At 49.6% G+C, this 18177-nt stretch carries 15 protein-coding genes and 1 pseudogene; 8 read left to right on the forward strand and 8 right to left on the reverse strand.

The features are described 5' to 3' along the window. The first annotated feature begins 1 nt into the window (after position 1). The 3 genes from GC178_13775 (at position 2) to GC178_13785 (ending at position 4080) form a co-directional block, all read left to right on the forward strand. A complete protein-coding gene (locus GC178_13775) occupies positions 2 to 445 on the forward strand; it encodes a response regulator (protein ID MBI1288635.1) in 444 nt (147 codons plus the stop codon). A gap of 38 nt (positions 446 to 483) precedes the next feature. Beyond that, positions 484 to 2142, forward strand: coding sequence for a SpoIIE family protein phosphatase (locus tag GC178_13780; GenBank protein ID MBI1288636.1), 1659 nt, complete (start codon positions 484 to 486; stop codon positions 2140 to 2142). 108 nt (positions 2143 to 2250) lie between these two features. After that, positions 2251 to 4080, forward strand: a complete 1830-nt coding sequence (locus GC178_13785) for a S8 family serine peptidase (protein ID MBI1288637.1) — start codon at positions 2251 to 2253, stop codon at positions 4078 to 4080. A 130-nt stretch (positions 4081 to 4210) separates the two neighbouring features. Here GC178_13785 and GC178_13790 read toward each other — a convergent pair whose 3' ends face one another. Both GC178_13790 and GC178_13795 read right to left on the reverse strand, forming a co-directional pair. Beyond that, positions 4211 to 4837, reverse strand: a complete 627-nt coding sequence (locus tag GC178_13790) for a deoxynucleoside kinase (protein ID MBI1288638.1) — start codon at positions 4835 to 4837, stop codon at positions 4211 to 4213. A gap of 77 nt (positions 4838 to 4914) precedes the next feature. After that, on the reverse strand, positions 4915 to 5676 hold the full coding sequence (locus GC178_13795; GenBank protein ID MBI1288639.1) for a hypothetical protein: 762 nt from the start codon (positions 5674 to 5676) through the stop codon (positions 4915 to 4917). A 147-nt stretch (positions 5677 to 5823) separates the two neighbouring features. Between GC178_13795 and GC178_13800 the strand changes: the two are divergent. Both GC178_13800 and GC178_13805 read left to right on the forward strand, forming a co-directional pair. Next, positions 5824 to 6213: pseudogene (locus GC178_13800) on the forward strand (hypothetical protein). A 158-nt stretch (positions 6214 to 6371) separates the two neighbouring features. Beyond that, entirely contained in the window at positions 6372 to 8093 is a 1722-nt protein-coding gene (locus GC178_13805) for a M3 family oligoendopeptidase (GenBank protein MBI1288640.1), read from the forward strand. Positions 8094 to 8310: 217 nt separating this feature from the next. Here the strand turns inward: GC178_13805 and GC178_13810 are convergent, their stop codons facing one another. Continuing rightward, positions 8311 to 9522 carry a DUF3078 domain-containing protein gene (locus GC178_13810; protein MBI1288641.1) on the reverse strand — a complete coding sequence of 404 codons (1212 nt, stop codon included), beginning with the start codon at positions 9520 to 9522 and terminating at the stop codon, positions 8311 to 8313. A 103-nt stretch (positions 9523 to 9625) separates the two neighbouring features. On the opposite strand from GC178_13810, the gene GC178_13815 reads away from it, so the two are divergent. Next, a complete protein-coding gene (locus GC178_13815; protein MBI1288642.1) occupies positions 9626 to 11485 on the forward strand; it encodes a DUF3604 domain-containing protein in 1860 nt (619 codons plus the stop codon). Here the strand turns inward: GC178_13815 and GC178_13820 are convergent. The 5 genes from GC178_13820 to GC178_13840 form a co-directional block, all read right to left on the reverse strand. Then, on the reverse strand, positions 11482 to 12036 hold the full coding sequence (locus tag GC178_13820) for a hypothetical protein (protein MBI1288643.1): 555 nt from the start codon (positions 12034 to 12036) through the stop codon (positions 11482 to 11484). The genes GC178_13815 and GC178_13820 overlap by 4 nt on opposite strands. Then, the gene (gene murB, locus GC178_13825; GenBank protein MBI1288644.1) at positions 12026 to 13036 is read right to left on the reverse strand and encodes a UDP-N-acetylmuramate dehydrogenase; all 1011 of its coding nucleotides are present in this window, start codon (positions 13034 to 13036) and stop codon (positions 12026 to 12028) included. The genes GC178_13820 and murB overlap by 11 nt, the downstream gene beginning before the upstream one ends. Before the next feature lie 93 nt (positions 13037 to 13129). Further along, complete coding sequence (locus tag GC178_13830; GenBank protein ID MBI1288645.1) at positions 13130 to 14347, reverse strand: 3-deoxy-D-manno-octulosonic acid transferase; 1218 nt, start codon at positions 14345 to 14347, stop codon at positions 13130 to 13132. A gap of 133 nt (positions 14348 to 14480) precedes the next feature. Continuing rightward, on the reverse strand, positions 14481 to 15248 hold the full coding sequence (locus GC178_13835) for a hypothetical protein (GenBank protein ID MBI1288646.1): 768 nt from the start codon (positions 15246 to 15248) through the stop codon (positions 14481 to 14483). Next, entirely contained in the window at positions 15245 to 15613 is a 369-nt protein-coding gene (locus GC178_13840) for a hypothetical protein (protein MBI1288647.1), read from the reverse strand. The genes GC178_13835 and GC178_13840 overlap by 4 nt, the downstream gene beginning before the upstream one ends. Positions 15614 to 16349: 736 nt before the next feature. Here GC178_13840 and GC178_13845 point away from each other — a divergent pair. Then, entirely contained in the window at positions 16350 to 17090 is a 741-nt protein-coding gene (locus GC178_13845; GenBank protein MBI1288648.1) for an electron transfer flavoprotein beta subunit/FixA family protein, read from the forward strand. Positions 17091 to 17124: 34 nt separating this feature from the next. Further along, positions 17125 to 18096 carry an electron transfer flavoprotein subunit alpha/FixB family protein gene (locus GC178_13850; GenBank protein MBI1288649.1) on the forward strand — a complete coding sequence of 324 codons (972 nt, stop codon included), beginning with the start codon at positions 17125 to 17127 and terminating at the stop codon, positions 18094 to 18096. The last annotated feature ends 81 nt before the right edge of the window (positions 18097 to 18177 follow it).

Raw genomic sequence — 18177 nt, forward strand, 5'->3', positions numbered from 1 at the left:
AATGAACAGTCGTGAAAATGTGGATGTCCTGCTTGTAGAAGACAGCGAGTATGATGCCGAAATGGCATTGATGTCGTTGGTGGACAATAAGGTATCCAACAACAACCTTTGGGTCAAGGATGGTGAACAAGCTTTGGAATACTTGTTCGGCAGCGACCAAGCAGAAGGGACAATATCAAAAAAGTGGCCCAAGCTCATTCTCTTGGACATTAAAATGCCAAAGGTCAACGGGCTTCAGGTACTGGAAGCCATTAGAACAGATGAGCGTACAAAACATATTCCTGTGGTCATGCTCACTTCATCCAAAGAAAGTCGGGATCTGGCCATGAGCTATGATCTCGGAGTTAACAGCTACATTGTAAAGCCCGTTGAGTTCGACCGTTTTGAAAAAGCGGTGAGCGAGATCGGGCATTATTGGTTGAGCCTCAATCAACCTCGGGTATGACATGATCTTATTTAGTTAAAGGAATTATTGGAACTGAAATGAACATTTTAAATGAAAACATCCGAGTGCTGTTGGTGGAAGACAGCCCGTCCGATGCGGAACTTATTCAGTTGATGCTGTTGGATGAGATGGACAATCTCGAATTCCACCGTGTTTATAGTGATGAGGATCTGAGGCGAAGTCTTGCCACGTTTGACCCTCAGATCATCATCTCCGATTATTCAATGCCTGGGTTCTCTGGTCTCGAAGCACTTTCCATCTGTCGAATGACCAAGCCCGATGCACCTTTCATTTTTGTTTCTGGCACCATTGGCGAGGAACGGGCTGTTGAAGCATTGAAGAACGGTGCAAGCGACTATGTATTGAAAAACAGTCTTTCGCGTCTGCCTCACGCTATTCGGCAGGCGGTGGTAATTCAAAGGGACAAACGCCAAAAAAAACGACAACAGGAGGAATTGGCCCGCACATACGAGCTCCTCAATTCCATCTTCGACACCACCCACATGATGGTGGCCTACATGGACACGGATTTCAATTTCATACAGGTAAACCGTTCGTTTGCGGAGATGACCTCCCGATCACCTCAGTTCTACCTGGGAAAAAACTTCTTTGAGTTATTCCCAGATGACAGCAAAACAGAGATGTTCAGAGAAGTTGTCCAAACAGGCAAACCCCATTTCCAGTACATGGATTCCTCATTGGATGACGATGGGAATCGGGATCGGGATGCGTTCCGCTATTTTGATTGGAGCATTGCCCCAACCAAAAGTTATGGTATGACAGAAGGTCTTGTGTTCACCTGTCTTGACATTACTGAACGGGTCAAACTACGTTCCGAACGGGATGAGCTTTTACGGACGTTGGAAGAGCGGGTCATTCAGCGCACCGCAGAATTGAAAGGTGCTCTGGAACAATTGGCCACTTTTAAAAAGGACATCACAGATAGCATTACCTATGCAAAACGCATTCAAGATGCGTTCATCCCATCTCGGTCTGCTCGGGAATTCCATGTGGCCGATGCTTTTGTTATCGACCTTCCAAGAGACATTCTGAGTGGTGATTTTCATTGGAGCTACCACAACACCTACACCGACAGCACATTTGTGGTCGTGGCCGATTGCACTGGTCATGGGATACCTGCCTCATTGATGACCCTTTTGGCGGTTCAGCTTTTGGAGCAATCCTTGGTCGAATATCAGGCAAACCGTAGTCCTGCCCAAGTACTTCATGATATTGACGAATCCATTATCAGTTTTCTCAATCAGGAGGATGAGTCCAAGATGATGAATGATGGGATGGAGATCGTCCTGTTCAGAATCGATCACAAACACCAAAAAGTAACGTACGCCAGTGCAGGACGCCCTGTGTATCTGTTTTCCGATAGTGAACTGAAGCGCCTCCAATCATCCAAGGGGGCCGTTGGCGGAATTGTGAAGGGAAGACAGAAGAACTTCGAAGAATTTGAGCTCAGATACAAGAAAGGTGACCGCGTTTATGTATTCTCCGATGGGGTGGTCGATCAATTCGGTGGTGAAAGAGGAGGTAAGTTCCTGCGGAAACGCTTGGAGACCATGCTGACCGAACTACAGGAGTTTCCATTCTCAGAACACGCCAAGGTCATTTCGGACCAGTTGCAAGTTTGGAAAGGAAACCTTGAACAGGTTGATGATATTATCTTCCTTGGGATGGAGTTTTGATTTAGGGACAGCTCGGTATAAAACCTGATGAATGAATGATAGGTGATTTGCTGACCCTCAGTCAAATGAACCGCGAATGCTTACTTTCGATTCGCTAAACAGACACCGATGCTTCGATATCTATTTATTCTATTCGCTATTCCTTTTGTGGCCTTTGGGCAGGATGAACTTGAGCAAACGCATGTGGCCGCGCAGTTCGATACGCAGTTGAGCCGTGCCGAGCGCTTGGGGCTTCTTGAGAAATACGGCCTTTCGGATGTTTCGGACATTTCGGAGTTTCACTACAAGCCGTATGTGATCATTGCAAACGATGCGGTGGATGTGGATGCACTTCTGCTGAATCCTTCGGTGGAATTCATCAGCCTGGTGCACACCAATGCGAAGCATGAGTTTGTGACCTACCTGCCGAATTTCTTCGTGCATCTGCGCCAAGCAAGCGATCTGGAACTGTTGGAGCGCGAGGCGGCCAAATTGGGTGTAGAAGTGGTTGGACCGAACCGCTACATGGAAAACATTATTGAACTGCGGACGACCAAGAACGGTGTGAATCCCATTGAGGCGGTGAATGCGTTGAAAGCGACCGGCCTTTTTAGAACGGTGAGCCCGAACCTGATGCATACGGTGAGCGATTGTTCGGTGAACGACCCGCGCTACGACCGCCAGTGGAACCTGAAGAACGATGGAACGCCTACCCAAGGCAACGGCACGCCCGGAGCGGACATTGATGCGGAAGCTGCCTGGGCGGTAACAACCGGAAGTTCGAATGTTCATATTGTAGTGGTGGACAGCGGTGTAGATACGCTGCATCCGGATCTGGAAGGGAAACTGCTGCCCGGTTTTGATGCAATGGGCGACAGCACCAACGGCTACCCCACGCCAAATTATGACGAGGACGGCCACGGAACATGTTGCTCGGGCATTGCGGCAGCCAATACGAACAACGGCATCGGCATTGCGGGCATCTGCCAAGAGTGCATGGTCTATCCGGTACGCGTGTTCCATTACGAGACCATCCTTGGGCAAGTGCAACCATGGTCTGAAACACAGTTCTTCTTGGACGCGATGGGCTGGCAGACACAGGCGGACATTACGGTGTCATCGAACTCGTGGGGTGTGCCCGATCAGCTGTTGGCATTTTATCCGGGTTCTGATACGCTGATCAATGCGGTGATTGATGAGGTGGTTGACAATGGTCGCGGTGGCTTGGGCGTGCCGATGCTTTTTTCAAGCGGCAATGATGGAGTGACCGATACCATTCCTATTTGGCCTGCACGCTACGGAAAGACCATTGCGGTGGGCGCCACCAGCATGTGCGATGAACACAAAACGCCTACATCTTGCGATGGAGAGAACTGGTGGGCTGGCAACTGGGGCGAAGGATTGGATGTGAGTGCTCCGGGTGTGCGTGTCGCCACCATTGACATGATGGGAACGAACGGATTTTCGGTATCGGAGTATTTCAACACCTTCAATGGCACTTCGGCTGCCTGTCCGAATGCTGCGGGCGTGATGGCGTTGATGCTATCTGAAACGCCTACGCTGCCGGAATGGTTGGCGCGCAAGGCGCTGGGCCTGACGGCCGAACGGGTGGGCGACTACTGGTATGGCTACTGGAAAGAAGCGGGCAGTTGGTCGATGGAACTGGGTTATGGTCGTGTGAACGCTTACCAGGCGGTAACGTATGGTGCTTCGGGTATTGCAGATGCGGACAATGAGACGCATACGATCGTGGAAACGCATGCGGACCGCCATGTGCTACGATTTGAAAAGAACACTTACCGTACGTGGTCGCTTATTGATATGAGTGGACGAATTGTGGCGAATGGGAACTCGAACAGTTCCATCGTTATTTCGCATGCGGGACTTCCGACAGGTGTCTATGCTGTGCGCGTGGATGCTGGTGGGGCGGTGCAAACGGTGAAGGTGGTTGTGAATTGACCTCCCCCAACCCCTCCTTTCCAGGAGGGGAGTTCTGAGTCCGAAACGAGTTTTGGGTGACGGGATTGACCTCTCCCGACCCTTCGCTTCACTCAGGGAAACAAGAAAAAAACGTTTGGGTTACTGGGAATCAGAAGAGGCCGTGAATCTGGGCGTCTATCTGGTTGATGATCTTACCGAGGTCTTCGGGGTTCTCTGAGAAGTTATTCTCATCCACCTCCACTACCAGCAGGTTGCCTCTATCGTAGGTGCTGATCCATGCTTCGTAACGCTCGTTGAGGCGCTTGAGGTAATCTAAACGGATGGTCTCTTCATAAGCGCGGCCACGCTTCTGGATCTGGTTGACCAACGTTGGAATGGAAGCTCGCAGGTAGATCAACAGATCCGGTGGCCCGACAAATTCACTCATCAGACCGAACAACGACTGGTAGTTCTCATAGTCGCGGCTGGTCATAAGCCCCATGGCATGCAGGTTGGGCGCAAAGATGTACGCATCCTCAAAAATGGTACGGTCCTGAATGACCGTTTTGTTGCCATTGCGGATCTCCATCACCTGACGGAACCGCGAGTTGAGGAAGTAAACCTGCAGGTTGAAGGACCAACGTTGCATCTCCTCATAGAAGTCGTTCAGGTAAGGGTTGTCATCTGCGGCCTCGTAGTGCGCATCCCACTTGTAATGCTTGGAAAGCAAGCGCGTCAGCGTGGTTTTTCCCGCCCCGATGTTGCCTGCAACTGCTATGTGTTTCGGTTCTGCCATGGACGGTCAAAAATAGTAATTCGACATACGTTCCCAACCAAAGAATGAGTTCAGGCCAGACAAGTTTTACACGGATTTTACTTTGTGAGTTCGTACACCAGAACGGCATCCTTCTGCAAAACGAAGAGCCTGTTCTTCTCGATGCTCACCGACTCGAACTCTTGGACAGGAAGTTCGATCTCCGACTGTTCGAAATTGAGCAGGTCGTACTTCACCAACCGATCTTCAAACTCGAAGAAAATACCGTTGGGGCGCACTTGAATCCGCTCGGCACCTTTAATGGGAATGAGCTTGGAATACGTTCCGAACGAATCGAACACGAACACGCCATGGTCGGGGTCGTTCATGTAAACCCAGCTGTCGGCCTCCACCATCTGATTGGGGTTGATCTCTGCCCCCACCAGCTGATTGACGTTCGCCACATCATTGGTAACCTTCAACCCTTGGTCGTAACGCAACAAGCGGAAACTGACAGGGTCATACACCCAGAAGCCGTTATCGAACGATGTGCAGGCCAGTTGCACCAGTTCGAGTTGCAAGGTGTTCAGGTCCACGCTGGGCTGGCTGCGGCTGAGCGTGTTGTCGAGAAACACGATGAGGCTGTAGGTGGGATAGAACAGCAACAGCTTCATCGGGTTGCGGGTGTCCAGTTGCGTGATGGCCCCACGGCTGAGGTCGCTGAACTGGTACTTCATTGTGCCATCTGGATAATACAGAAAGAGCTCATGGCCACGTGCGATGTACAATCGTCCAAGCACATCGCTGGTCATGTAATCGTAATGCCCTTCGATGGTCTTCACCAATCGCAACTCCTGCCCTGCTGAAAACAGCGGAAGCAAGAGGGAAAATGAAAGGACCAGACGCCAATGCATGGAAACGAATCTACGCAATGCGTTGGCTTGTGGTGCTGGTTCGTGTTGATAAATCGGAATGGCCTCGGACATGATGGTACGTGTAATACTTACTTTTGAGCAAAATTATTGCCAATGAACCTTACTGGAATTCTTTCGATCGCGGGCTATCCAGGGCTTTTCAAGATGATCAGCCAAATGAAAAGCGGCCTTGTGGTCGAATCTATCGTAGATGGGAAACGCATGCCCGCCTACGCCACGCAGAAGATCCTTGCGCTGGAGGACATCAGCATTTACACGGAAGACGAAGACGTGCCGTTGGGCGAGGTTTTCGGGCTGATCTACAAAAAGACGGGAGGCAAAGCGGCCATCGACCCGAAGAAGGCATCATCCAAAGAACTGGGCGATTATTTGGCTTCGGTGCTACCGACCTACGACCGCGACCGCGTGTATCAGTCAGACATGAAGAAACTCTTTCAATGGTTCAACCTGATGGTTGAGAAAGGGCTGCTGGAAGAAGAAAAGGAAGAGACCGAGGAGAAGAAGGGCGAAGAGAAAGAGGCAAAGAAAAAGGCGGCTGCGCCAAAATCTGCCAAGCAGGAAAAGGCGGAAGCGCCCAAGCCAAAATCGGAGTCGAAGGGAAAGAAAGGTTCGACCAAAAAAGTGAAGAAATAAAGCGTGCAATGCAAAAGGAAGCAGTAATACCCACCCGACCAATTAGAAAATACGTTCCAGAAACGTTCAAAGTAGAAAGTTGGGAAACGCTTCTACCGATGTTCGAAGAGCTGTCGGACCGCGCCCTGAACAGCGTTGAGGAACTGGAGGATTGGATCCACGATCTGAGCGAACTGGAAGCGGTGCTGAGCGAAGAAACTGCCTGGCGGTACATCCGCATGAGCATTGACACGACCAACGAGGAGTATGCGAAAGCATTTGATTTCATGGTTTCGGAGATCGACCCGAAGACCGCTCCTTATTCCGATAAATTCAATAAGAAACTGATCGATTCTCCTTTCTGCAAGGAACTCGACCAAGAGAAATATGCCATCTTTCTGCGAAGCTTGAAAATGCAGATCAAGCTTTTCCGCGAGGAGAGCATTCCGCTGTTCACCACGTTGCAGCAGTTGCAACAGCGCTACGGCACCATTACGGGCGGCATGTGCATTGAGCATAATGGACAGCAGCTTACGTTGCAGATGGCCAACAGCTTTTTGAAGGAGACCGACCGCGAATTGCGGAAAGCGATCTATGAGAAGGTCAATGCGGCCCGTTTGGCCAAGTCGAAAGACCTGGATGTGCTGTTTACGGAGCTGATAAAGCTGCGCGACAAGGTGGCCAAGCAAGCCGATTATGCCAACTACCGCGATTACAAACTGGACGCGTTGGGTCGGTTCGATTATACAACCGAGGACTGCTTCACCTTCCATAAGGCCATTCAGGCGGAGTGTGTTCCGTTGGTGAACCGAGTGGATGCGGAACGAAAAAGGCAATTGGGCCTTGATAGCCTGAAACCTTACGATACGGATGTGGATCCATCGGGCAAGGCTGGTCTGAAGCCATTTAAGGATGAGCATGAGTTGATCAATCTTTCCATTGAGGCATTCAGCCGCATCCGACCATATTATGGCGAGTGTCTGGAAACCATGCAGGCCATGGGCCACTTGGATCTTGGTTCGCGTTTAGGAAAAGCTCCAGGCGGATTCAACTATCCGCTGTACGAGATCGGTGTTCCGTTCATTTTCATGAATTCGGTGGGTTCGCTGCGCGATCTGATAACCATGGTGCATGAAGGTGGCCACGCGGTGCATTCGTTCTTGAGCAAAGATCTGGAGATCACCGCTTTCAAGAATCTTCCTTCAGAGGTGGCAGAACTTGCCAGCATGAGTATGGAGTTGCTTTCCATCGATCAGTGGGATGTGTTCTTCGATAATGAAGAAGACCTGAACCGCGCGAAGAAGGAACATCTGGAAAAGATCATGGCCGTGTTGCCTTGGACAGCGACCATCGATGCGTTCCAGCATTGGATCTACACCAACCCGACACATACGGAAGAAGAGCGTGCCGAGAATTGGCTGCGCATCAGCGGAGAACTCGGAAGCGATGTGGTAGACTGGACAGGTTACGAAGATGCCCGCAAGTACCAATGGCAGAAGCAGTTGCATCTCTACGAAGTGCCGTTCTACTACATTGAATATGCCATTGCACAGCTTGGAGCGATTGCCGTTTGGAGAAACTACCGACAGAATCCTGAGAAGGCTTTGGATCAGTACGAGGCTGCGCTGAAACTCGGTTACACCAAGCCGATCAGTGAGATCTATGCTACGGCAGGCATTGAATTCAATTTCACGCAGGAATACGTGCGTGAACTGATGGAATTCGTTTGGGAGGAGTATTCCAAACTCTAAATCACGTTTACTGACCCCCTCGCCACGCTTTTGGGGCGTGGCACTCCCCCTTTCAAGGGGGAGAGTGGCGCATTTCCCAAACGTTTAAACATGGTGATAGCTCCCCCCTGGAAATTGCCTGCCCTGAGCCTGTCGAAGGGAGGGGTTGGGGGAGGTCAAATTCCAATTTCACAAACGCTTTTCCCTTCCCTCATCATGAGAGAGGATGGTTCTGCTATCAGAACACGTAACCCAAGCCCAATGTGAAGCCTTCGCGGAACTGAATACCTCGTGAAGAGTAGGTTGAAATGCCATCGTTCTGGTACTTCGGAACAGCAATGTCGTAATCATACAGCAACTGCCACTCCAAGGAAGCCTGCAGGTACTTGTTGATCTTGAAAGAGATCCACGTCTGCCAGTTCACATCCACATTTATGCGGTTGTCATACGCGTAAATTGGGTCTCCGTTGGAGTCAGTTCCAACCTGTGTGTTCTGACTTCTTGTTGCAGGGTTGTAGTAGAAGCTGGTTCCCGAGGTATCCTTAGCCGTAGCCCCTATGTTGTCTACATGCTTCTTATCAAGATAATTACCGAACAGTTCGATCTGCGTTTTCACGATCACGTTCTTGAACACCTCCTTCTCCAAGTTTCCACGGAAATACCAACCGAACTCCGCACGATATACACTTGTTGGTGTTGAAAGACCATAGGCTGTTGCCCCAATACCAGTACCCTTCGCATCATAAACATTTGCCGCAGGGTTCACGAAGGTGAATTTTCCTGCAACTGGAGATAGATACAATTGCACCCAACTCACGGGTTTGAACGTGACACCAGCAGATAGCGTCAGGTAAGCAGGAGCCGCAAACTGCGAAACCTTGGTCCGTGAGTTGATCCTGTTCGGATTGGTGTTGATCTCATCGATCGTCCCGTCCGAATTCAGAACCGTGTCTTTGTGCGCATAATTCCCGTAGCCGTTCAATAACTGCGAACGGAAATCGAGCAGACCAGAGGCATACCACTTGCCTTTTTTGTCCAGTTCATAGCTGCCCACAGAAGTAAGCTGCAGGTTATCTATGTTCTTTCTGAACGGGAATCGGTTGAGTTTATCTGAATATTTCTCCTGCGGGAAAAGTGCGATACCACCTACTCCCAGAACCAAGTTGTTATCCCACGCTGCTTTGCCTTTACGGTAGTTGGCGTGCACCAGCCCCGTAAACGCCATGGAAATGGCATTCTGACCTCCAGAGGCCCAACTCTTCAAATAAGACTGTCCGAAGTTGAGTGCTACCGAACCACCGATGTCCCACGCTTTGGTTGAATCGGCCGCTGGATCCAATTTCAGATCTGCACCAACCGCAGCATCTTTAGATGTCATATCCTCCTGTGCAAAGGATACGTTTATTAGTAACAGAGGAATAAATAATGTTGTTAGAAAACCTTTCTTCATTGTCTATCAATTTTATGGGCACAAAAATAGACACAACCTTATGGCTGACAATTGAGAAATACCAATTGTATTTCGTTGGCTCAACATTTCTAATTTGGCATAGATGAAACCGATCCTTAAACTATTAATGCCGCTGCTTGCTATGATTGGACTGGGTGCTTGCGGCTCTCACCATAAACCACCACCGAATCCGATCAGCAACAAGGCCACGCTATCCAAGAACCTTGACGAGGCGAGTGTAGCGACCAACCCGAACAAGAACCTGTATTGGGGCGATCTGCACGTGCATACGTGTCTTTCGTTCGATGCCTATTTCTCGGGAACCTTGGCCAATGCCGATGATGCATACAACTACGCCAAAGGGAAAACGATCAGCATTTTCGGGAGAGATGTGAAACTGCGCGAACCGCTGGATTTCTGTGCCATTACCGATCACTCGGAACTGATGGGCGAAACCTACAGCATCAGCACCAAAGGTGCGAAGGGGCACAACTCATTGGCGGGAATGTACATCCGCTCCATCTACAAGACCGATTCACCCTTGATGGTGGATACGGCCAAGCAATGGAATATCTTCCTCAAGGCCATGGACAAGGCCGAAAAACCGAGCCGCACGCATCCTTCATTCTTCTATGGTTACGAGACCACCATGAGTGCGTGGGATATTGCCATCGATGCAGCCGAAAAGCATTACCGACCTGGCGAATTCACCACGTTTGCGGGCTTCGAATTCACGCTGATGACGGGACGTGCACATCTGCACCGCAACATCATTTTCCGCGACATGAACGTGCCTGCCTATCCGATGAGTTCCATCGAAATTGAAAACGAAAAGGGACTTTGGGATTGGATGCAGCAAGCCACGGAAAATGGCTCTACGCTGATGTCCATTCCGCACAACACCAATCTTTCTGAAGGGCATGCCTTTGATGGTTTGGACCGTGTCGGAAACCCGATAACGAAGGAGTATGCGGAGATGGAAGCGAACTTCGAGCGGCTGGTGGAAATTCATCAGGTGAAGGGGAATTCGGAAGTGCACGCGGCCTTTTGGAAAAATGATGAGTTTGCCGATTTCGAGAATCACACATTCGGAGAACCCAACAAGGCAAGCTACGTGCGTTACGGCTTGCAGAAAGGACTGCAGATGCAGCGCGAACTGGGTGTAAATCCGTACAAATTGGGCTTCATTGGCAGCACTGATACGCATAATGCCACGCCTGGAAACACGGAAGAGGATGATGAACAGATCGGCAATAAAGGCGTGACCGACATTGATGCGCTGAACCGCAGCTTCGACAAATGGCCACTGGACATGAGCCAAAAGACACGCGAAGTGGTAAACCCCGGTGGTTTGGTGGCCGTTTGGGCCGATGCCAACACACGCGGACATATTTATGATGCGCTCGCAAAGCGAGAAGTGTACGCCACCAGCGGAAACCGTATTGAGCTGCGCTTTTTCGGTGGAAAGGATTTCAATACTTCAAGTTCATCTCAAGAAATGGTGGCAGATGCGTACCAGAAAGGAGTTCCGATGGGAGGCGATCTGCCAATGGTTGATGGGAAACCGCAGTTCCTCGTGTGGGCCAAAAAGGCCAAATACGGAGCCAACTTAGAGCGTATTCAGATCATCAAAGGCTGGTGCGATAAAGAGGGCGGTATTTACGAAGAGACCTTCGATGTGGCTGTCTCAGACCGAAAACTTCCCGAAGGAGAAACAGCGGTGAACACGCAAACGGGCGAATGGAACAAGAACCACGGTTCGGAGGAATTGAAAGTGGTCTGGACCGATGAGGATTTCAACGCAGAGAATTTTGCTTTCTACTATGTGCGTGTGTTGGAAGTGCCCACGGCCAGTTGGCGACTTTGGGACATGCTCCGCTACGGATATGATTACAGCAAGGAGAAGGGGTTGATCATACAGGAACGGGCGTGGTCATCGCCCATCTGGTATTCTCCTAATTAAAACTTGGAGCCACCTTGGCGCAGTTCGTTGCGGAACTTCGCGCCATTGTTTCGGAAGATGTTGAAATACTTCTGCCCCGTTTGGATCTGCTTGATGAGGTATTTCTTGTCCTGTTCGTTCTCGGTCTCAAATGCCGCATCGAATGCCTTCTCGGTATCATCCTGCAGCCAGTCGATCAACGTGCGGCCATCGCGCTCGATCACGTTCATGTCCACACGCGCATCGTACACAAAGAAGAAGCAGATGTTCAAGGCATCTTCAAACACAACTTTTCGGAGTAGCGAACCTCCACGGAAACCAGGCTCATCCTCACAGTAGAAACACTCGTAGTTGTCTTTTGTCCATTTAAGGATCTGATCCAAGGTGTTGCCAGAACTTCTGCGTTGCATCAGATCTTTGATATATGCGGCCTGATTGTTCTCCACACCCGTACAAACTTTCTTCACATAATTGTTACCGATCCTGTTGCAATCGGCCTGATGCTGAGCAGATACAGATAGCGAGACTCCGAGAATCATCGCAAGGATAAATGGCGTTCTTTCAATAGACATTGACTTCCCTTTCAAGTTGGACGCCAAAAGTATCGTAAACTGACCGTATGATCTGTTCCGAAAGATTGAAAATTTCAACACCTGTTGCATGCCCGTAGTTGACGAGCACAAGCGCCTGCTTGGCGTGGCTTCCAGTATTGCCCACCACTTTGCCTTTCCAGCCGCATTGCTCAATCAGCCAACCGGCAGCCAACTTGGTCTCATCACCCGCAGGATAACCAGGAATGTTCGGGTATTTCGTTTTGAGTTCCTCGAATTTGGAAGTAGGAACAACTGGGTTCTTGAAGAAACTGCCTGAATTGCCGAGTTCCTTCGGGTCGGGCAATTTGCTCTGGCGGATGTGAATAACGGCTCGGCTCACATCTTGGATGGTCGGAGATGAAATTCCCATCGCCTCCAGTTCTTGCTCAATCGCTCCGTAAGATGTGTTGATGTCGGGATTCTTGGAAAGTTTGAGCGTTACCGATGAGATCACAAACTGACTTTTCAGCTTCCGTTTGAAAACACTTTCACGGTAACCGAAATCGCACTCAGAATTGGAGAACGAATGCACTTCTCCCGTGGCCATTTCCACCGCTTCCAGCGAATGGAACACATCTTTCAGCTCCACGCCATACGCACCGATGTTCTGCATGGGCGCGGCACCAACGTTTCCTGGAATGAGCGACAGATTCTCGATGCCCGCGTAGTTATTCGCAATACAATGCAATACCAATTCGTGCCACACCACGCCAGCACCCGAACGGACAAAGTAATGTTCGGACGTTTCACCGATCACCTCAATACCATCGATCTCGTTCTTGATGACCAAACCGTTCACATCACGTGTCAGCAGAATGTTGCTGCCGCCTCCGAGTATGAAACGCTCCTCCTTGGCAAGACTTGCGTCCGCCAGCACCTCCTGCAATGCAGGAACTGAACCCACGCGCGCCATGAGTTTGGCCTGTGCGTCCAATCCAAAAGTGTTGTAAGGTTTGAGGGAAACGTTCTGCTCGATCATTTGGGCGAATATAGATCAATCGTTGATTTTCGGAGTTCAATAAAATCCCCCGCCTCGTTCCTCGGCACCCCCTATAGAAGGGGGAATCGCGGTCTACACGGATCTACTCAAATATTGAAGAATGGCCTCAGTAGCTCCCGTTCTTTCATTCATAAACTCCTGAATTCTCTTTCGAAGATCGGTTTGGTCTTCATTCAGCAATTCGGTGAGTTTGCTTTGAATCTGCGTTTGATTCTCAATTCTGAAAGCTAACCCTTCCTTTGCCATTTCTTCCGCATCAGGAAAACGGGAAGTATCGGGTCCGAAAATTGTTGGAACGCCAAAAGCCGTGGCCTCAAAAACGTTGTGCAATCCCGTTCGGAAACCACCACCGATGTACGCCACATCTGCGTAGCGGTAAAGTTTGTTCAACAGTCCGATGGAATCGATTATCAGAATTCTCGCATCAGATTCTTGGTATTGCGAATAGCGAACAGAATCAGGAAACTGCTTCTGCAATCTTTGGATGTTCTCCTCTCCCACTTCATGTGGTGCAATGACCCATTTGGTGTTTTCGAGCTTGCCGATGCTGGCGGCCAACACGTCTTCATCCTCTTTCCAGGTGCTTCCGCAAATGATGAGTTTTGAGTTGCCTTTAAAGGTTTCGATGGTCTGATTCGGCTCTGCCTTGGCGGCAATTTCCATCACACGGTCGTAGCGCGTGTCGCCACAAACGGTTGTGTTGGAGATGCCGATTTTATGCAGCAATTTCTCTGAATCCGCATCCACCAAAAAGATGCGGTCGAAGAGTTTCAATGCCTGTCGGCCAATGCTTCCATAGAATTTGAAATACTGCTGGCTCGGTCTGAACGCAGCAGAAATGAGCATCAGTTTGGCTCCGAACTTCTTGACTTCGCTGAGATGATGGAACCACAAATCGTACTTCACAAAAATGACCTTACTCGGTTTGATGGCCTGCACGAACCGCTTCGCATTTGATGGTGTGTCCAACGGCAAATAGAACACATGGTCGGCAATCGGATAATTCTTCCGCACCTCGTAACCAGAAGGCGAAAAGAATGTGAGAACGATCCTGAACTTCTCGTCTGTTTCTTTCAACCTCTCCATGATGGGCCGCGCCATTTCGAACTCACCCAAACTGGCGCAATGCACCCAAAGTGTTTCGCCCGAAAACGAAGTGGATTCCTGCTCAATTCTGTCCAATAGACCTTTGCGGCCATCCAGCCATTTCTTGGCTTTGGGATTGAAAAGTGCTGCGATGCGGATGCCGAGTGCATACAAGCGAATGCCGATGTTGTAAAAGGTTAACATGACGAGGCAACAGCTTGAGTCAGTTCGAGTGATCTGAGGAACGAAGATCTTATCGAGAACCCAACGCACACCCTTCGATACACCACGCCTTCAGCGTGGCACTCAGGATGACCCGCCCGCGTGAACACCTTCATCAATACTCGTAATATTGGTTCTGATTGCGCTTATAGAACGGCATCATCCAACCGATCTTGAAGCCGAAAAGAAAGTCCACGTAATTCTCGTCTTTCACACTCATGGTCGGAATGTCGTAACTCCTACGATTGCCCGTAAATCCTTGCGTGAACTCGAACCCACCATAGAAGTTAAGCAGCCGCGTGCTGCTTTGGAAATTGTAACCGATAAACTCCTGTAGAATGATGCCATTGGTGAGGCGGTCGTAGCCTTTCTTGTAATCGCCCAGCAAGCCTGGAACGCTGTTTCCCTGCGCACGATAACGGATCCAATGCTCCATGAAACCTCCGCCCAGCGAGAACATAAAACCCGAATTGGGATTGGGTGCCGCCCATGGAAAGATCTTGCCCACCGAAACCGTGATCTGATAGCCCATTTGCGAAATATCGACATTGGCCTGTTCGCCTCCCTGCCCGATGATAAGATTGCTGGAATTGAGCATGTTCGCCAGCAGGCTGTCCTTACCAACCACATTGGTGCCGAAAATATAATGGCTGCCCAAGGAGAAGATCCAGTTTGATTTCGTTTTGTAGGCCAACGAACCCCCAATGTGACTGGTGAACCCGAAACGCTTCTTGTAATCGCCTGCCGGAATCTGTGCCGCGTAGGAAATACGAACCAGAAAGGTTCCAACAGCAGAATCTTGCACCATGGTATCTGACTTTGGCTTTTGCGCCATGGCGGCCACCGAAACGAACAGACAGAAGATGGTAAATGCGTGCTTCATTCCAAGTCGCCAAAGTTGATGGTTTTCAAGTCAACTACCAATGTCAGTGATTCGGACCCATCCAATATTGAAAACCCAAGGTCGCTAATTGGAATCTGAATCACCCGTAGCTTCTTACGCTTTCCCCTCTTTCTCACCAGCACAATTGGCATACGTTTACGCTCTTTGTATTGGTTGATGAGCTTTTCTCCAGAGACTGGAGCACCAACCAAATGCGAAGTAACCTTCAAATTCAGTGTTTGAAATTTCTGGTTTATGCTTACACTGTTCATCTTTTTAGCTGGCCTATCAATGCCATGCCAAAAGAACGTATCGGGCAGTCTGACTTCAATCAAATCCGCTGTGTCCAATTCCAGTGTCCCCATATAGCTCAAATAATAAACACCGCATGCTTGACCCAAGCACGATGTAGACCAGAATAGTGACCACAGTAGGATAAAGAGTCTATGCATTTGCCAAATGCTAATTTACCATAACCAGCAATTGTAGCTTTAATTGTTTACGGATTTATCATTGTCATTTCGAGCGGAGTTTGCGGAGCCGAGAAATCTCATGTTATGGAAATAGATTCCTCCACTTCGGTCGGAATGACGGCCAAGGTTTGCAAGTAACCACATATGGGTTTTTGGATTCTTATCGTTCTTTTTCCGAAAAAGAACCAAAACTCCCGTCTGGAATTCTCATCGACCCGCTTCTGCTTCATGACCTGAATGAGCCAAGCCGTTTCGCTACGCTTCACTTCTCCGCCTCATTCGGGCGGTCATTCCGCATTGCGGGTACCCCGATTACGAATTCCTAAGCCGACCTTGAACTCCGCACGTTGAACTTTGAACAACGCTCGGTTGCGTTAGGGGCTGAAGCGGCATCCTTTTTTGTCTTTCACAAAAAAGATATAGCGGAAGACCCGACCCCGCGCTGTGGGCTTCGGCTTCGCACGGCATACAATAGCTGCGGGGGAACGCCCTAAAAACCGCAAAAACAATCGGGGTGGAAATGGGTTTATGACGTGTCCGGAACCTGACCAAAATCGGGTGGAATTTGCGCTTCTTAATCACTAAGTTTGCGCACGTTTTTAAGAAACAGTAATCCAATATATATAGCATGAAAATCTTAGTACCTATCAGCAAAGTTCCTGATACTACGTCCAAGATTTCCTTTACCGATGGCGACAGCAAGTTCAACGAGGAGGGAATTCAATGGATCGTTAACCCATACGATGAGTGGTATGCGCTTGTGCGTGCCTTGGAAATTACCGAAGCAGGTGGCGGTTCTGTAACCGTGATCAGCGTTGGCGATGCAACTGCCGAACCTGTGATCAGAAAAGCGTTGGCATTGGGTGCTCACGAAGCGGTGAGAGTGGATGCAACGGCAACCGAATCGTACCAAGTGGCCAAGGAAATTGCGGCTTACGCGGCTGATAAAGGTTTCGACATGGTTCTTCTTGGAAAAGAGACCATCAACTACAATGGTTCTGAGGTTGGCGGTATGCTTGCCGAGTTCATGGGACTTCCTTACATCTCGCTTGCTTCTAAATTGGAAGTAAGTGGAGATACTGCAACGCTTGACCGATCCATTGAAGGCGGTGTTGAAGTAGTGGAAGTAAAAATGCCGTTCGTGGCAAGTGCTTCCAAGGGAATGGCCGAGCAGCGCATCCCGAACATGCGTGGCATTATGGCGGCCCGTACCAAGCCTTTGACGGTTGTTGCTGCAAGCGGTGCAGATGCAAAAACGGCTTATGTGAAGTACAGCCTTCCTGCACCAAAATCGGCTGTAAAGCTGGTGAACCCAGAGAACATGGACGAGTTGGTGAGACTGTTGCACGAAGAGGCAAAGGTCATCTAAGTCTGATTTACGAACGATTTAAAGAAACAAGAAGATGTCAGTACTTATTGTAGCAGATACAAAGAACGGTGAGGTCAAAAAATCATCGTTGGAAGCGGCTCAGTACGGAGCCAAAGTAGCATCCGCCTTAGGCGGAGAAGCCGTTGCACTTACACTCAACGCCACCAATGGAGAAGTTCTTGGAACTGTTGGTGTGAACAAGGTTCTGAATGTGACCGATGCGTCCATTTCAGCCTCTGACCCACAGAAAATTGTGGCTGCTGTTGTAGCTGCGGCCAACCAAGTTGGTACTAAAGTGGTTGTTTTCGCACACGATTCAACTGGTAAAGCAGTTGCTCCGCGTTTGTCAGCAAAATCAGGCGCTGGATTGGTAACCAACGTCACCTCTCTTCCAGACACGTCAAACGGATTCGTGGTTACGAAGAACGTTTTCTCTGGTAAGGCGAATGCGCAGGTGAACATTTTGAGCGATGAGAAGATCGTTTCCATCCTTCCGAACGCATTCGGTGTTCAGGCTGGTGATGGCGCTGCTTCTGTAGAGACTTTCTCTGTGGATGTAAGCGGAATCAACTCAGGAATCACGGTTAAAGAAGTGAAAGGCGGAAGCGGAGATGTTGTTCCATTGCCAGAAGCTGAATTGGTTGTTTCTGCAGGTCGTGGTCTTAAAGGACCTGAGAACTGGGGAATGATCGAGGAAATGGCGAAGATCCTTGGCGCAACAACTGCTTGCTCTCGTCCCGTTGCAGATATTGGTTGGAGACCGCACCACGAGCACGTTGGACAGACGGGTGTTGCCATCCGTCCGAACCTTTACATTGCCGTTGGTATCTCAGGTGCCATCCAGCACTTGGCAGGTGTGAACGGTAGTAAGGTCATCGTTGTGATCAACAAGGATCCTGAAGCACCATTCTTCAAAGCTGCCGATTACGGTGTAGTTGGCGATGCGTTTGAAGTGGTTCCACGCTTGAACGAAGCATTTCGTAAATTCAAGGCTGCCAACGGGTAATTAGTTTAACTCACCCCGACCTCACCGCCTAAGGCGGGTCGGCCACCCCTCTCTTTCAAGAGAGGGGAAATCCCGATGAAA

Source organism: Flavobacteriales bacterium (assembly GCA_016124845.1).
Classification (GTDB): Bacteria; Bacteroidota; Bacteroidia; order UBA10329; family UBA10329; genus UBA10329.

What these genes read in the sequence shown, in the direction of transcription:
- GC178_13775 (MBI1288635.1), top strand. Translation starts at nt 2, where the DNA reads ATGAACAGTCGTGAAAATGTGGATGTCCTGCTTGTAGAAGACAGCGAG.
- GC178_13780 (MBI1288636.1), top strand. Translation starts at nt 484, where the DNA reads ATGAACATTTTAAATGAAAACATCCGAGTGCTGTTGGTGGAAGACAGC.
- GC178_13785 (MBI1288637.1), top strand. Translation starts at nt 2,251, where the DNA reads ATGCTTCGATATCTATTTATTCTATTCGCTATTCCTTTTGTGGCCTTT.
- GC178_13790 (MBI1288638.1), bottom strand. Translation starts at nt 4,837, where the DNA reads ATGGCAGAACCGAAACACATAGCAGTTGCAGGCAACATCGGGGCGGGA.
- GC178_13805 (MBI1288640.1), top strand. Translation starts at nt 6,372, where the DNA reads ATGCAAAAGGAAGCAGTAATACCCACCCGACCAATTAGAAAATACGTT.
- GC178_13810 (MBI1288641.1), bottom strand. Translation starts at nt 9,522, where the DNA reads ATGAAGAAAGGTTTTCTAACAACATTATTTATTCCTCTGTTACTAATA.
- GC178_13815 (MBI1288642.1), top strand. Translation starts at nt 9,626, where the DNA reads ATGAAACCGATCCTTAAACTATTAATGCCGCTGCTTGCTATGATTGGA.
- GC178_13820 (MBI1288643.1), bottom strand. Translation starts at nt 12,036, where the DNA reads ATGTCTATTGAAAGAACGCCATTTATCCTTGCGATGATTCTCGGAGTC.
- murB (MBI1288644.1), bottom strand. Translation starts at nt 13,036, where the DNA reads ATGATCGAGCAGAACGTTTCCCTCAAACCTTACAACACTTTTGGATTG.
- GC178_13830 (MBI1288645.1), bottom strand. Translation starts at nt 14,347, where the DNA reads ATGTTAACCTTTTACAACATCGGCATTCGCTTGTATGCACTCGGCATC.
- GC178_13835 (MBI1288646.1), bottom strand. Translation starts at nt 15,248, where the DNA reads ATGAAGCACGCATTTACCATCTTCTGTCTGTTCGTTTCGGTGGCCGCC.
- GC178_13840 (MBI1288647.1), bottom strand. Translation starts at nt 15,613, where the DNA reads ATGGGGACACTGGAATTGGACACAGCGGATTTGATTGAAGTCAGACTG.
- GC178_13845 (MBI1288648.1), top strand. Translation starts at nt 16,350, where the DNA reads ATGAAAATCTTAGTACCTATCAGCAAAGTTCCTGATACTACGTCCAAG.
- GC178_13850 (MBI1288649.1), top strand. Translation starts at nt 17,125, where the DNA reads ATGTCAGTACTTATTGTAGCAGATACAAAGAACGGTGAGGTCAAAAAA.